Here is a 15,203-nt window from a genome sequence, read left to right on the forward strand (position 1 = left end):
TCATCAAGTGAAGCTATCATATCAGAAAAGTTTACAGCTGACAAGACACCTGTAAACTTTTTTTGTCATACTGAGTTCTTTGTCTATGCTAAAGATAAGAAAAATACTGAGGAAATGCTGCAATTATGATAGAATATATTTATAAAACTATGAAAGAAAGGGTGAAATATTTTGAGAAGAATAATTGCCAATAAGGCTCAGTGCCGTAAATGTAATGATATAATCGAATCAAAAGTAAGAACCCAGAGAGTGAAGTGTTCATGCGGAAGCATTTGGGTTGATGGCGGAAAGTATTACATCAAAAGAGGATTCAAAGAAAGTAAAGATGATATAATCGAATTAAGTGAATTTGATGGTGAGTAATTTTATCTTAGAGGGACAATATGCGTATATTGATAGTTGAAGATGAAGAAACTTTGGCCGGACTTATAGCCGACAGATTGAAAAAGGAACGATATACAGTTGATATTTCTAAAGACGGTGAAGACGGATCATATAATGCTCTTTCCGGAATATATGATCTTATTCTTTTGGATATAATGCTTCCTAAAAAGAATGGTCTGGAAATACTTAGAGAGATAAGGGAAGAAGGCATTACTTCCAAAGTGATAATGCTTACCGCAAAAGGAGAATTGGAAGACAGACTAAGAGGGTTTAGTGAGGGGGCAAACGATTATCTGCCGAAACCATTTCATATAGATGAACTTATAGCAAGAGTGAATGTTCAATTAAGGATGGAGAGCACTAAAGTAAAAAAACCTGAGTATGGAGATATTTTGCTGGACCGTGATATACCTGCATTGAAGAATATAAAAACCGGAGAAAGCATAAAGATAAATAATAAGGAATTCCAGCTTTTTGAATATTTTATCAATAATCCGGGGCGTGTACTTTCGCGCGAAATGATATATGACAGAGTATGGGGAATGGAAAGTGAGACGCTTTCGAATAATCTGGAGGCATATATCTCATTTATACGTAAGAAGTTAAAAGTGCTTGAATCATCAGTAACTATTAAATCTGTAAGGAATATGGGTTATAAGATGGAGATGTCGGATGAAAGAACTGAGTAGAAAAATATTTTTCACAATATGCGGTATACTTACACTTTTTTTGATCGTCAGTATGGTCATTGTTAATGTAGAAAATTATCGCCGCGAATATGAAAATGTCAGTCGGAATCTCAATAAAATGGGGCAACCGGGAAGGTTTGGTCCGAGAAGTTTTTCGGAAGGGGATCCGGTGGGAAAGGATAGACCGAAAGAAGATGGTTTTATAAATCCGGATGAGGCTCCCGACGCAGAGAATATCATGTTCATGGACTATGAAGTATATACTGTTGATATAGTTGATAACAAGATTTCTCGTATTATAAGCCATGGGAATGAATCCGATAATTTTGATGTACAAGGAATTGCTTCGAATGTAATTAATAAATATGTATCGGATAAAATAAAAATAGGCAATCTTTATACGGCAAACTATTCGTTTAACTATAAAATGAATCGGTCTTTGATAATAGTAAATAATACGTCTATTAAAAAGAAACTTAGGGATATACTTATAGAAACTCTTATTCTATTTATATTATTTGAAGCGGCCATTATTATTTTTTCAAAAGTAATAACAGGATGGATCATAAAACCGGCAAAGGAGGCATTTAGGAAACAGAAGGAATTTATCGCGGATGCTTCTCATGAACTTAAAACGCCTATAGCTGTTATAATGGCTTCTTCAGATGAACTGTCAGGAGAAAAAAATCAAAAATATATTGATAATATCAGATATGAATCCGAGAGGATGAATAAGCTTTTAACAGCGCTTCTTGATCTTTCTAAACTGGAAAACGAAAGTTCAAAGGAAGAGTATAAGGAAGAGAATATTTCAAAAATTGTTGAAAAAATGGCGCTTGTTTTTGAAGGGGTTGCTTTTGAACAGGGAGTTTCTGTAAATACAGAAATAGAATCAGGACTTAAGCTTCGCTGCAATAAGGAAGATATTGAAAGACTGGTTTCTATACTTATTGATAATGCGATTAAGCATAGTTATAAGGATAGTGAGGTCAGGGTTGAAGCATTTGCAGAGAAAAACAGTATAGTGATACAAGTTGTAAATCATGGTGATCCTATAGAAGAGGGAGATGAAGAGAAGATATTTGAAAGATTCTACAGGGCGGATAAATCCAGAAACAGAAATGAAAATCGTTATGGACTGGGACTTGCGATCGCTAAAAGAATAGTTCTTAATCATGGCGGTACCATAAAAGCTTCATCGAAAAAAAATGTTACAACATTTGAAGTGAGAATATGATAACGGAGATATTTGAATTATGGAAGGTAAAAAAGGTCTGGTAACGGTCAGACCGGTAACGGAGACCGATGCCGCCGAAGTATGTATGATATGCTGCGAAGATCTGGGATATCAATGTGATAAGTCCCTGGTCAAGCTGAGAATCAGTCAGCTCGATACTGAGAGAGAGGCGGTATTTGTAGCAATATTTGAAGATCGTATAGTCGGTTTTATCCATGTTGAAAGATATAATACACTTTACTTTGAGACGATGGCCAATATTCTCGGACTGGCTGTAAGTTCAAAGGTCAGAAAACACGGGATAGGTAAGGCTCTTGTAGAAAAGGCTGAAGAATGGGCTAACGAGAATGACATAGCTCTTATGAGACTGAATTCGGGAGCATCCAGAAGCGGTGCTCATGAGTTCTACAGACATCTCGGTTATGCATCCGAGAAGAACCAGCTGAGATTTGTAAAAAAATTATAATGAATATGCAGATGCACCATCTGATAACTGATTGGATGGTGCATTTTAAACGAATATAATTCAGTTTAATGGAGGAAAAAAGATGGCTGGAACAATTATTTCTGGTGTGATTTTCTGTATAGTTGCAATGATAATGCTTGGAATTGGAGTTAGTCAGCTAAAGAGTAAGGAACCTGTTGGTTTTTATACAGGAGAAAAACCACCGAAAGTAGATCAATTATCAGATGTAAATTCATGGAATAAGAAACATGGCGTAATGTGGATCATTTATGGCATTTGTATTATTGGCTCGTGGATTTGTTCTGCGTTTATTGGAGGAGACAGCATATACTCCGTGATTCCGTTATGTATAGGCACGATTATTCCTATTCTGATTATGGTATTTCTTCATCACAAATGGGTGAAAAGGTATTTTATACAATAAATTGCAGTTTGTCGACCTAATTGAATAATGAACTTTACATAGAGCAGTTATCTCGAAAGAGGTAGCTGCTCTTTTGCTTGCTAGTGTGGTGTATTTATGTATATAATTATTTTACCGAAGTTCATTTTACCGAAGTTCATTTAGGCGAAGTGAACTTCGGTGAGATTGATGAATATGTCGAAGAGTGCGCCAAAATAGTTCTTTCCGAAATATCACCACCAATACGTTCCGTCGTCGAGAAGTATATATCACAGGCAGACGCGTAAATTTCAGAATTATGTACGAAGGAGTTTTGTGGAATGAGAGCTTTGATAATTAATTGCAGCCCTGTTCGCACAGGGGCAACTGCAGAAATAGTTAAGCTGGTTTCGGAACAGTTATCAAATAAATACAGTGTCAAAAGCATTTGCATTGACGATTATGTCTTTGCATTCTGCAGAGGCTGCCGTTCGTGCCACAATATGGCGAAGTGTGTCATGAGTGATGCGGGTGTTATCGAGAATATAATGAGAGAATATGATGAGGCAGATATTATTGTCTCTGTTTCTCCGTCATACTGGGCAGATATTCCCGGACAGTTCAAGGCATTCATCGACAGATGTACACCTTGGTGCAATACGCACGAGCCGCATGCAACTATTAAGCCTGGCAAGAAAGGCTTTACAATTGCTTTGAGAACCGGACCTAATATGCCGGAATGTGAGCGGATCATCGGAAGCATAGAACATTTTTATGGCCATTTGGAGATAGAGAGTGTGGGTCATCTTGGGCTGACATCTATCGAATATAAAACGGATGTAGAATCAAGAAAACAGGAAATATTAGATTTCTGTAAGTACATATAGGAATCGTTCTGCTTAATCAGAAATTATACTTTGACTTTGAGAGGAAGAAAATAATGGAACTTTGGGATGCATATGACAGAAATTTTAAGAAGATAGAAGGCATTACACTTATCCGTGGAGAGGAGAGCAGCATACCCAAGGGGATTTATCACATGGTGGTCTTTATACTTGTGCGTCATGTCGATGGCCAATACCTGCTGATGAGACGTTCCCCCGGTAAGGCTTATCCTTTGTACTGGGAAGCAACTGCGGGTGGCTCGGTATTGCAAGGGGAATCCGCAATTGAGGGTGCATTACGCGAACTGAGAGAAGAAACGGGAATAATCGCTGATACCCTCGAAGAAAAGGAACGTTTTGTCGAAGATGAAACACATAGCGCATATTATGCATTTGTATGCATCACGAGTTGTGACAAGGAAAGCGTTATTCTCCAGGAAGGGGAGACCTGTGACTATAAGTGGGCTGATAAGGAAGAAATACTTGCCATGGGAGACGATGAGCTACTGTCACAGACCATGAGGAAGTACGTGATATAGCATTAAACCGGAAGATAATCGCACAAAGGAGCTTCAGTCATAGGACTGAAGCTCCTATTTTTACAGACTTTTACACAGACTCTTTTAAATTTTTAAGAAGGACATAAATTGTCCTTCTTTTTTAATATTCATTTAAGGTTAGGGGGGTATTATCAACATATAGATTAAATATGCGTATGTTTAAAAGTTTAAAAGGAAGGATGTGTTCATATGTTGAATGATTTTTTTTCATCAATAATTGAAAATGGTGCATTCAGCGGAAGTGACTTTATATATACAACATTTACAGCGCTGGTGTGCGGTATGATTATTTCCGGAGCCTATGTGATAAAGAATAAGTGCTCGAAAAGTTTTGCGATAACGCTTGTGCTGCTTCCGGCGATAGTAGAAGTGGTCATTATACTTGTAAACGGAAATATAGGAACAGGAATAGCTGTAGCAGGAGCTTTCAGTCTTGTTAAATTCAGATCTGCTCCGGGAAAAGGCCAGGAGATCACAAGTATTTTTCTTGCTATGGCAGTGGGACTTGCGTCAGGGATGGGACATATAGGTGTAGCATTCTTTTTCACGCTGATAATTTCTCTATTGAATGTCGTGCTTAATATTTCCGGATTTGGCGGAAAAAGGGAAAGCTATAGAAAGCTTAAAGTAACAGTTCCTTATAATGTTGATTACGAAAAGATTTTTGATGATATTTTTAAAAAGTATGCTGTTAGGTTTTCATATGATGAGATCAAAACCGGAGGAGAAAAGAATCGCAGTGAGGAAAAACAGGATATTTCAACAGGAGTATATAAAATATGTATCAATATATCGCTCAGAAAGAATGCTTCGATCAAGAATATGATAGATGAACTGAAAAATATGAATGGAAATCTTGATGTATGTATCGGAAAGATATCAGATAATCAGGATAATTTATAAATGAGGAGGATAAGATTATGAGAAAGAAAGTAAGTATGGTACTTGTATCATTAATGATAATGGGAAGCCTTGCGGCATGTGGTTCAAAAGAAAATAGCAGTAGTGCAGTGAATAAATCAGCAACCTTAGGAAACGATACAGAGATAAATTTATCTGAAAAAAGTGCCGATACAGAAAATGAAAAAAGAGTAAATAAAAAACAGGAATCAGAAAAACAAAATTCAGAAACAGAAGAACAAGGAACAGAAATTGAAAAATCAGAAAAGCAGAATAGAGAGAACTCAACAACATCCGGGGCGGAGGAATTATTTACAGATAGAGATCTTACTATGGAGGCGGATCTTTCAAATGCAGAAACAATAGAGCTTAGTGACGGTAAAGATGTGACGATAGATAAGGAAGGAGTGTATGTTATCAAGGGTACGGCCAAGAATTCTTCTTTGGTTATAGATGCTGATAAGGAGAGTAAAGTTCAGCTTGTTTTAGATGGTGTAAATATCAGTAATGAGACAGTGCCATGTATATATGTAAAAAAAGCAGATAAAGTATTTGTGACCACAACAAATTCCGAGAATAATCTTGAAGTATCAGGCACATTTACAAATGATGGTGAAAATGATCTTGATGCGGTTATTTTCTCAAAAGAAGATATTGTTATAAACGGACTTGGAACAGTAAATATAAAGTCAACAGATAATGCTGTATCAAGTAAAGATACTCTGAAGATAACAGGAGGTACTATAAATATAGATTGTGACGGGAATGCTCTTCGTGCGCATGATTCTATAGATGTTTACGATGGCAAGATCAATATAGCAAATTGCAATGATGGTCTCCATGCAGAGGATAGTGATGATGACAGTCTTGGCAGTATAAACATTTGCAATGGTGAATTTAATATAGTGGCAAATGATGATGCTATTCATGCTACAACTATTATAAAGATTGAAGGCGGCACATTTGATCTTGTAGGAAGAGAATGCATGGAGGGAACATATATAGAGATCGATGATGGAAACATAAAAATAGAAGCAAGTGATGACGGAATCAATGCGGCTGCAAAATCAGATAAATATACACCGACATTTATACTAAACGGAGGAAATGTAACTATAGAAATGGGACAGGGAGATACAGATGGGGTTGATTCAAACAGAAATATATATATTAATGGAGGAGTAATATCCATAAATGGCCAGTCAACATTCGATTATGATGGTGAGGCGGTTTACAGCGGCGGAACCATAATCGAAAATGGTCAGGAAACAAATGAAATATCGAATCAGTTTATGGGAGGCGGTCACGGTGGAATGAGAGAACCCGACGGAATGGGCGGCCGTCCATAAAACCATTTTGACTTTTGACACTAATGTCCGAATTTATATATAATAGGTTTTAAAAAGTATTATGCATAATATTTTTCGGTTTGAAAAATGCTATGCCGGAAAGAGTTTAATTATGGAAAACAGGGGAAACAAAGGGAAGAACAGTAAAGGCCTGGAAAAGTATTTTTTAATATCAGTCATCATTAGTTTTATATTACTTGTTTGTGTAACTGTATTATTTGTTATTCTTATTTCAGGAGATAAGTTCCGGAAAAAGTCTAAGAAAAATAATGCCGGTGAGGTGACAGAAGTGTCGACTGAAAAAATTTCCGGAGATGCAGCGGATGTGACAGGAGATTCTACCGAGGATGTAAATGGTACCGGTGTGAACGGGAAAAACTCAGAGAATGCAAATGGCATAGTCGAAAATTCTACTGAATATTCACAGTCCGAGGACGTTGGAAATGGTGAAGAGCTGACTGTAACAACAGATGAAGAGGGAATTAAATATTCAAATGATTCTTCGGATTTTGTGGTTTTAAGTGATGAAGTTCCGGGAGTTATCCTGGAGATAAGATATTATTCAACTTATAATTTTGTTGGTGACAGGATAGACGGATATGAAGAAGCCACAGCGCTTATAACCAAAGAAGCTGCAGCGGCACTTAAAGAAGTAAGTAAAGATCTTGAGAAAAAGGGATACAGGCTCAAGATTTATGATGCCTATCGTCCGGAGTCTGCGGTGGAAAATTTTGTAAAGTGGGCAGAAGATCCAAAAGATGAAAAGATGAAAGAATATTTTTATCCGGATATTGATAAGGACGAGCTTTTTGAAAGAGGCTATATTGCAAGACATTCAGGGCACAGCAGAGGCAGCACGGTGGATGTTACATTATTTGATATGAAGAAAAGTAAAGATGTTGACATGGGCGGAACATTTGATTATTTCGGAGAAGTCTCACAGTCATTTTGTGAAGATATTACAGAGGAACAGGCTGAGAACAGAAAGATATTAAGAGACGCCATGACAGCTCATGGGTTTGAAGGAATTAACGGTGAATGGTGGCATTTTACTTTGGCAGATGAACCATACAGCGATATTTATTTTGATTTTCCTGTAAAGAGGGACTCTATTCATTAACTTTAAGAAGTGTTTTTGGAAGACTATATAGTTATTTTCGGATTGATATAAAAGAAGTGAAGTAGTAAAATGTTGTCTTAGCCGGAAGAAACTCGCAGAAAGATAAAGGGAACCACGATGAATACGGAAAAAAGTGTTGAAAAAAAGTCAAATAAAAGAAAAAAACACGATATGTATTCTGTCGGAATAGTCATAACGCTGGTATTCCTTCTGGCGTCCATTGTTGTAATTTCTTTATATATTCATTCCAAATTGAGAAGTGTTAAAAAAAACGAAGCGCGATATGATTATCATTTCGCATTTATAAGCAAATCCGAAGATTCATATATAACTGAACATATTTATGAAGAAGCATTTAATTACGGTAGGCAGCATGATGCTTATGTTGAAAAGCTGAATGCAGGATCAAACGGAGATTATTCGGTAGCTGATTATGTTGAAATGGCTGCATCCATGAAGGCAGACGGAATCATACTTGAAGGAAATAATGATGTGGAACTCCGCAAGATGATTGAAAATGCTAATGGAAAGGGTATACCTACTATTACCCTTCTTTCGGATTGTCCGGGAAGCGGAAGAAAGTCATTTGTCGAAATCGGAAATTATAATCTCGGAAGAGAATATGCACGTATCATAATTAATACTACCCATAGAAGACGATTAAGAGTAACTATTCTTATGGACGACAGTTTTGGTAGCGGTGACAGAACCATACTGAACGGAATAAGAGAAACTCTGGCAAATGAAGGAAACCATCTGAATGTAAGTATAACCATAGAGAATATTAGTGACATGCCGAATTTCAGATTATCGGAAAAGGTTAAAGATTTACTTTCGGTTAAGGAAGATGCTCCGGATTTCCTTATATGTCTGAATGAACATGATACTAAGATTACTTATCAGACTATCAAGGATTATGATCTTTCGGGACGAAGCCAAATGCTCGGAAACGGAATATCGGTTGCTCTTCTTAGGGCAATCAAAGACGGAGATATAACAGCACTTATCGATGTTGATTCGAAACAGATGGGTTCTATCTGCATCGATGCTCTTCTTAATTACAAGGAGAGAGGATATACAAGTGAGCATATAATTGCAGAAGATATGGTTGTGACGAAGGATAATGTTGAGAGGTATCTGGATGAGAAGTAGGAAGACCAAAAAGTTTCGTACCCAGATAATCTACATTTTTCTTATGACATTTTTGTCGTTGATCATTGTAAATATTCTGGTATTCAGGAATATGAGATATGTTATATACAGCGTTGACAGTGCTTATGACGGTAACAGGAACCTTACGGAAATGAGAGAGTGGCTTGATACCATTCACTCGGAAATGAGGGAGTATCTTGATAATAAGGATGAAAGAGTACTTAATCTTTTCTATATAAATGAAGAGAAGTACAAAGCATTTCTTACTAGATTTAAGCACGAAGGACCGATGACCGAGATCGAGGCCAGAGAGAATGGTGTTTATAATATATCCAGTAATTATATACAGTCTGTCAGTAAGGCTGTTATCTCGAAAAAAAGCGGAGATATAAAAGAATATAAAGCGTATCAGGCTCAGGCTGAGAGGGAATATGAATATCTGACAACATATATGCTGAATCTTAACAATAAGCTTTTCTTTAATAATTCATCCAACAACAGTAAGATGAATGAAATGACAAAGCTTTCAGAGGTTCTTTATGGAGTTATTTTGCTGCTTACGGGTGGCGTGGATATATGTATTCTGCTCCTTATCGTGAGAAGACTGAGTAAACCTCTTAAGACTCTTGTGGATAGAGCAAGCGAAGTTGGTAAAGGTAATCTTGATGTCCAGCTGGTTGAACCGCATGAATATAATGAAATCGGTATCGTAAATGACGCATTTAATCAGATGGTAATAAGTCTTAGAGATTATATAGCCATGTTCCGTAAGAGTGTGGAAGCGGAAAGTGAGATGAGGGAAAATGCCATAAGGATGGAGGCTGCGGTTAAAGATGCTCAGCTCAAGTATCTTCAGGCTCAGATCAATCCACATTTCCTTTTCAATACACTTAATGCGGGTGCCCAGCTTGCAATGATGGAAGATGCTGACAAAACATACAGATATATCCATAAGGTTGCGGATTTCTTCAGATATAAGATTAAAAATGATAATATTTCAACCATACAGGAAGAACTTCAGGCGGTTGATGATTATATTTACATCCTAAATGTTAGATATGCAGGCGAGATACATTTCAACAAAGTGGTTGATGAAAAATATCTGGGTGTCAGTGTTCCGAGTATGATACTTCAGCCTATTGTTGAGAACTGTATCAAACATGGATTCCATGAGATAGACTGGGAGAAGAAGATTGATATTTCAATCACGGGAGAAGACAGAAATATTGTTATTTCGGTAAGAGATAACGGTATTGGTATCCCTGAACATATAATAGAAAAGATAATGAATAATACAATTAGTGAAGATAAAAATGCTCCTAAGAGAGACGGAATAGGTCTTGATAATGTTATCACTCGTCTAAAAACTTTCTTTGAACGTGATAATGTGGTGGAGATAACTAGTGTTGGTAAGAATATGGGAACCGAGATAGCACTTTTTATTCCTAAGGAGGTTAAGGAGAAAAGGTAATGTATAAAATTTTGATCGCAGATGATGAAAGCATTGTTATAGATGCATTGAAATATATCATCGAGAACAATTTTCCTGATAAATGCATGATAGAATGTGCAAATACAGGAAGGAAGGTTATCGAACAGGCGGAATATTTCAGACCTGACATAGTATTTATGGACATACAGATGCCGGGTATAAATGGTATCGAAGCCATGAGAGAGATTCGTAAAACAAATGACAGCATAATATTTATAGTTGTCAGTGCTTTTGTTAAGTTCGATTATGCAAAAGATGCGATTGATATAGGGGTTCTTGATTATATCAATAAACCGATCGATAAAGATGAGATAATCAGTATACTTGATAAGGCAATGAAAAAGGTGGATCTCACCAAGACCAAGAGAAGTGAGGAACTTTCCAATAAGGAAAAGCTTGAGATCGTCACACCTATTATCGAAAATGGATTTATCTATTCCCTCATATATCAGAATCATTCGGAAGAGGAGCTCAGTAATTTCAGAACGCTTCTCAGTATAGATGAAGATGCGGGATATATGATGGCTCTTCAGTTTGGAGATATGGACAGTAAAGGTCATATGGAAAATACCATCGGAACCACGGTTCGTCTTCAGAAGGAATATTCGAGGATAAAAGATGCTGTAAAAACTTTCTTTAAGTGCTGCGTCGGAGCTATGATGGGTAACGTGATCCTTGTATTTGTTCCGAAAAATGTTCCGGAGAGTGCGCAGGAATATGAGATTCGTATAGAGATAATCAATAATGCGAGAAAGATGACAAGAGAGCTGAGAAGAATGTTTGATGCATGGTTCAGAGTAGGTATAGGAACTATCCATCGGCTTGAAAGTCTTGTTGAGTCATATAATGAAGCGGTAAGATCCCTTGCATTTAACAGTTCGGATTCGGTTGTTCATGTAAATGATATGTCGATACTACGCAATTATGAGACGGATTATCCTGTAGATACGGAAAATGCACTTTTCAAGAGTATTGAAGAGGGAAATGTAAATAGAGCAACGTTTTATTCCAAAGCATTTTTTGACTGGATGATGGAAAAGCATGACCAGAATGTAATGGATATAAAGCTGAAGGTTCTTGAACTTGTCCTCAGGGCTGAGAAGATAGGATTCGACAGTGGAAGCATGATCTACAGATTTAATATGAGAAGTGAATATCTTGATGATATCATGAAGATACAGATCATGACACAGCTTTATGACTGGTTTCTTGCTAAGATCACAGGGGTTTGCAACAATATCCTGACCAAGAGAGAGGAAAATACAGTAGATATAATTAAGAATGCGCAGACTTATATAGAGAAGAATTATTCAAAGGATCTTATCCTTGATGATGTTTCGAAAGAGCTTAAGATCAGTCCTTATTATTTCAGTAAGCTTTTCAAAAAGAGGACAGGAAGCACATTTATTGAATACGTAACAGCGGTGAGAATCGAGAAATCAAAGGAACTCCTAAGAAATACTTCTAAGAGTATGAAAGAAATCTGTATTGAAGTGGGATATGCTGATGCTAACTATTTCAGTAGGACTTTTAAGAAAAATGTAGGTGTTACTCCTTCTGAATATAAGGAAGGAAAGGAATAAGTAATATAAAAAACATATAGAAAAGTATGCAAAATAGCGGTTTTTCAGAAAAATGCTGATTCACGAAAGTGTGAATTAGCATTTTTTTGTTTAGTACTTGTTGGAGGCAAGATAGTGCTAACAGTACTAAATTGTATTTATTTTAGAACAAAAATTAACAGAAAGTGGCAAGTTATTCATGTAATAAAGATGATATATTAAGCACAACCGAAAAAACAAATGTATTTACGGAGGTAGACAAAATGAGAAAGATGGGTAAAAAAATTGTGGGCCTGCTTCTTGCGGCTTCTATGGTTTTAGGTGTTGCAGCCTGCGGTAAGAAGGAGAAGAACAATTCAGAAACTCCTTCAGGCGGAAATACACCTGCAAGTTCTGATGTTCAGGTTGGTATCGTTTTACCAACAAAGGACGAGCCAAGATGGTTACAGGATCAGAAGCAGTTCGAAACAATCCTCGGCGATGCCGGATTCACAAATCAGGTATTATTCAGCCAGGGTTCATCAGCTACTGAGAAAACAAACGTAGAAACACTTATTTCAAAAGGTATCAAAGTACTTATCATCTGCGCGCAGGATGGTGCAGCAGCATCAGCAGCAGTTGAGCAGGCTAAGAAGTCAGGAGTTAAGGTTATCGCATATGACCGTCTTATAACAGGTACAGATGCAGTTGATTATTATGTAACCTTTGACAGCTTTGCAGTAGGAGCTGCACAGGGTCAGTATCTTATAGATAATGCACCTGCCGGAAAAAAAGGTATTCCCCTTTACCTTTATGCAGGTGCAGCAACAGATAATAACGCATTTATCTTCTTTGAAGGAGCATGGAGTGTACTTCAGCCAAAGATTGCTGACGGAACATTCGTAATCGCTAACTCTTCAGAAGCAGAAGCTTTAAAGGATAAGGCTTCATTTGAAAGAGCTGAAGTCGGTAAGATCATCGGTCAGATTACAACTGATTGGGACTTCAACGTAGATAAGTCCAAGGCAGAAGCTAACCTTACATCAGTTAAGGCTGACATGAAGGGTGATGTAGTTGTACTTGCACCAAACGATGGTACTGCTCGTTCAATCGCAGACGTATTTGCAACAGATAAAGATATCAAGAGCTATGTTATTACAGGACAGGATTCTGAGAAGGCATCAGTTCAGTATATCATCGACGGAAAGCAGTCAATGACTGTATTTAAGGATACAAGAACACTTGCAGCTGACTCAGTTGCTATGGCAGTTAGCATCCTTGAAGGTAAGGATCCGACAACAGATACAACATACAATAATGGAAAGATTGATGTACCTGCAAAGCAGACTTCAATCGTAGTTGTTACAAAGGATAAAGTTAAGCAGGCACTCATTGATTCAGGTTATTATGAGGCAGCTGATTTTTCGGGAATCGAGTAAAAAATAAATGACCTTAGGTGCACCGGCTTTCGAAAAATAAGAAGAAAAGCCGGTGTGTCTATGAAGGGAGGAAGCCTATGAGCGATTACATACTGGAAATGCAAGGAATCGTTAAAGAATTTCCAGGCGTTAAGGCATTAAATAATGTTAATTTTCAAGTTAAACGTGGTGAAATCCATTGTCTTGTAGGAGAGAACGGAGCCGGAAAATCAACACTAATGAAGGTATTGTCCGGAGTGTATCCACACGGATCGTATTCCGGAGATATAGTTTATAACGGAGAGGTTCAAAAATTCAGGAAGATTTCTGACAGTGAAGAAAAAGGTATAGTTATCATTTATCAGGAGCTGGCACTTATTCCTGAACTCAGTATTTATGAGAATATTTATTTCGGTCACGAAATAATGAAGGGTAAAGCAATTGATTGGAATGAAACGATAATTCAGGCCGGTAAAATGCTTGAGAAGGTAAAGCTTGATGCGGATCCATCACTTCCTGTTAAGACGCTTGGTGTAGGTAAGCAGCAGCTGGTTGAGATTGCAAAAGCTTTGAGTAAGAACGTTAAGCTTCTTATCCTTGATGAGCCTACTGCTTCACTCAACGAAGATGACAGTCAGAATCTTTTGGATCTTATAAGAGAATTAAAGAAACAGGGTGTTACATGTATCATGATCTCTCACAAGCTTAGAGAGATTACTGCTATTGCAGACACTATCACCGTACTTAGAGATGGTGCAACAATCTGCTCTCTTGATGCAAGAGATAGAAAGATTGAAGAGGCTGAGATCATTAAACACATGGTTGGCCGTGAGATGGATAATATTTATCCAAAGAGAGAAAAGAAATCATTTGGTGATACATCTCTTGAGCTTAGAGGTTGGACAGTTTACGACCCTGTCAAGGGAAGAGAGATACTTCACGATATAAATATTAACGTCAGAAAAGGCGAAATAGTAGGAATTCAGGGACTCATGGGTGCCGGACGAACAGAGCTTGCTTTAAGTTTATTTGGTAATCCGACAGGGTATAAGATTACATCGGGAGAACTTCTTCTGGATGGTGAAAGTTGTAGATTTAAGCATCCTAAAGAAGCAATCAAAAAAGGTCTTGCTTATGTCACAGAAGACCGTAAGGGTAACGGGCTTATCCTTATGCAGGACATAAGATATAACATTTCGATAGCAAATATTGAAGAATTGGTTGTAGGACTTGCAATCAATGAGAATGAAGAAATAAATGTAGCAAATAGTTATAAGGAGTCAATCAATATAAAGGCTCCGTCAATTGAGCAGAAAGTCGGTAACCTTAGCGGTGGTAATCAGCAGAAGGTTCAGCTAGCAAAATGGATGTTTGCTAAACCAAATGTGCTTATTCTTGATGAACCAACCCGAGGAATCGATGTAGGTGCTAAATTTGAGATATATTCTCTCATGAATAAACTGGTTGATCAGGGTATGAGTATCATAATGATTTCTTCTGAACTTCCGGAGGTACTTGGAATGAGTGACAGACTTTATGTTATGTCAGAAGGTTCCATTACGGGTGAATTATCAGTAGAAGAAGCTACAGAAGAAAAAGTTATGGCTATGGCTATCAAATCATAAATAA

15 protein-coding genes are annotated in these 15,203 nt (G+C 37.2%); all 15 read left to right on the forward strand.

The genetic code is table 11. The features are described from left to right. The first annotated feature begins 171 nt into the window (after positions 1-171). Positions 172-363 carry a DUF7695 domain-containing protein gene (locus tag B5D25_RS03565; RefSeq protein WP_078786464.1) on the forward strand — a complete coding sequence of 64 codons (192 nt, stop codon included), beginning with the start codon at positions 172-174 and terminating at the stop codon, positions 361-363. 20 nt (positions 364-383) lie between these two features. Then, positions 384-1,073: a response regulator transcription factor gene (locus tag B5D25_RS03570; protein WP_078786465.1), complete on the forward strand. Its 690-nt coding sequence runs from the start codon at positions 384-386 to the stop codon at positions 1,071-1,073. Continuing rightward, positions 1,057-2,310: a sensor histidine kinase gene (locus B5D25_RS03575; RefSeq protein ID WP_078786467.1), complete on the forward strand. Its 1,254-nt coding sequence runs from the start codon at positions 1,057-1,059 to the stop codon at positions 2,308-2,310. The genes B5D25_RS03570 and B5D25_RS03575 overlap by 17 nt, the downstream gene beginning before the upstream one ends. Positions 2,311-2,329: 19 nt before the next feature. Continuing rightward, positions 2,330-2,776 (forward strand): GNAT family N-acetyltransferase, encoded by a 447-nt coding sequence (locus B5D25_RS03580; RefSeq protein WP_078786468.1) that lies wholly within the window; start codon positions 2,330-2,332, stop codon positions 2,774-2,776. Between the two features lie 82 nt (positions 2,777-2,858). Then, complete coding sequence (locus B5D25_RS03585) at positions 2,859-3,200, forward strand: hypothetical protein (RefSeq protein WP_026522801.1); 342 nt, start codon at positions 2,859-2,861, stop codon at positions 3,198-3,200. 299 nt (positions 3,201-3,499) lie between these two features. Next, the gene (locus B5D25_RS03590) at positions 3,500-4,045 is read left to right on the forward strand and encodes a flavodoxin family protein (protein ID WP_078786470.1); all 546 of its coding nucleotides are present in this window, start codon (positions 3,500-3,502) and stop codon (positions 4,043-4,045) included. Between the two features lie 53 nt (positions 4,046-4,098). Further along, positions 4,099-4,581, forward strand: a complete 483-nt coding sequence (locus B5D25_RS03595; protein ID WP_242870195.1) for an NUDIX hydrolase — start codon at positions 4,099-4,101, stop codon at positions 4,579-4,581. Between the two features lie 210 nt (positions 4,582-4,791). Next, positions 4,792-5,505 (forward strand): DUF4956 domain-containing protein, encoded by a 714-nt coding sequence (locus tag B5D25_RS03600; RefSeq protein ID WP_078786474.1) that lies wholly within the window; start codon positions 4,792-4,794, stop codon positions 5,503-5,505. Between the two features lie 17 nt (positions 5,506-5,522). Then, positions 5,523-6,851, forward strand: a complete 1,329-nt coding sequence (locus tag B5D25_RS03605) for a carbohydrate-binding domain-containing protein (RefSeq protein WP_078786476.1) — start codon at positions 5,523-5,525, stop codon at positions 6,849-6,851. Between the two features lie 112 nt (positions 6,852-6,963). Next, on the forward strand, positions 6,964-7,971 hold the full coding sequence (locus B5D25_RS03610; protein WP_078786477.1) for a M15 family metallopeptidase: 1,008 nt from the start codon (positions 6,964-6,966) through the stop codon (positions 7,969-7,971). Between the two features lie 117 nt (positions 7,972-8,088). Continuing rightward, positions 8,089-9,123, forward strand: a complete 1,035-nt coding sequence (locus tag B5D25_RS03615; RefSeq protein WP_078786479.1) for a sugar ABC transporter substrate-binding protein — start codon at positions 8,089-8,091, stop codon at positions 9,121-9,123. Beyond that, entirely contained in the window at positions 9,113-10,594 is a 1,482-nt protein-coding gene (locus B5D25_RS03620) for a sensor histidine kinase (RefSeq protein WP_159444070.1), read from the forward strand. The genes B5D25_RS03615 and B5D25_RS03620 overlap by 11 nt, the downstream gene beginning before the upstream one ends. Next, entirely contained in the window at positions 10,594-12,198 is a 1,605-nt protein-coding gene (locus B5D25_RS03625) for a response regulator (protein WP_078786483.1), read from the forward strand. The genes B5D25_RS03620 and B5D25_RS03625 overlap by 1 nt, the downstream gene beginning before the upstream one ends. A gap of 242 nt (positions 12,199-12,440) precedes the next feature. Then, entirely contained in the window at positions 12,441-13,595 is a 1,155-nt protein-coding gene (locus tag B5D25_RS03630) for a sugar ABC transporter substrate-binding protein (RefSeq protein WP_242943581.1), read from the forward strand. A 77-nt stretch (positions 13,596-13,672) separates the two neighbouring features. Then, on the forward strand, positions 13,673-15,199 hold the full coding sequence (locus B5D25_RS03635; protein ID WP_078786485.1) for an ATP-binding cassette domain-containing protein: 1,527 nt from the start codon (positions 13,673-13,675) through the stop codon (positions 15,197-15,199). The last annotated feature ends 4 nt before the right edge of the window (positions 15,200-15,203 follow it).

This window comes from Eubacterium ruminantium (assembly GCF_900167085.1).
In the GTDB taxonomy this organism is placed as follows: Bacteria; Bacillota; Clostridia; order Lachnospirales; family Lachnospiraceae; genus Eubacterium_Q; species Eubacterium_Q ruminantium.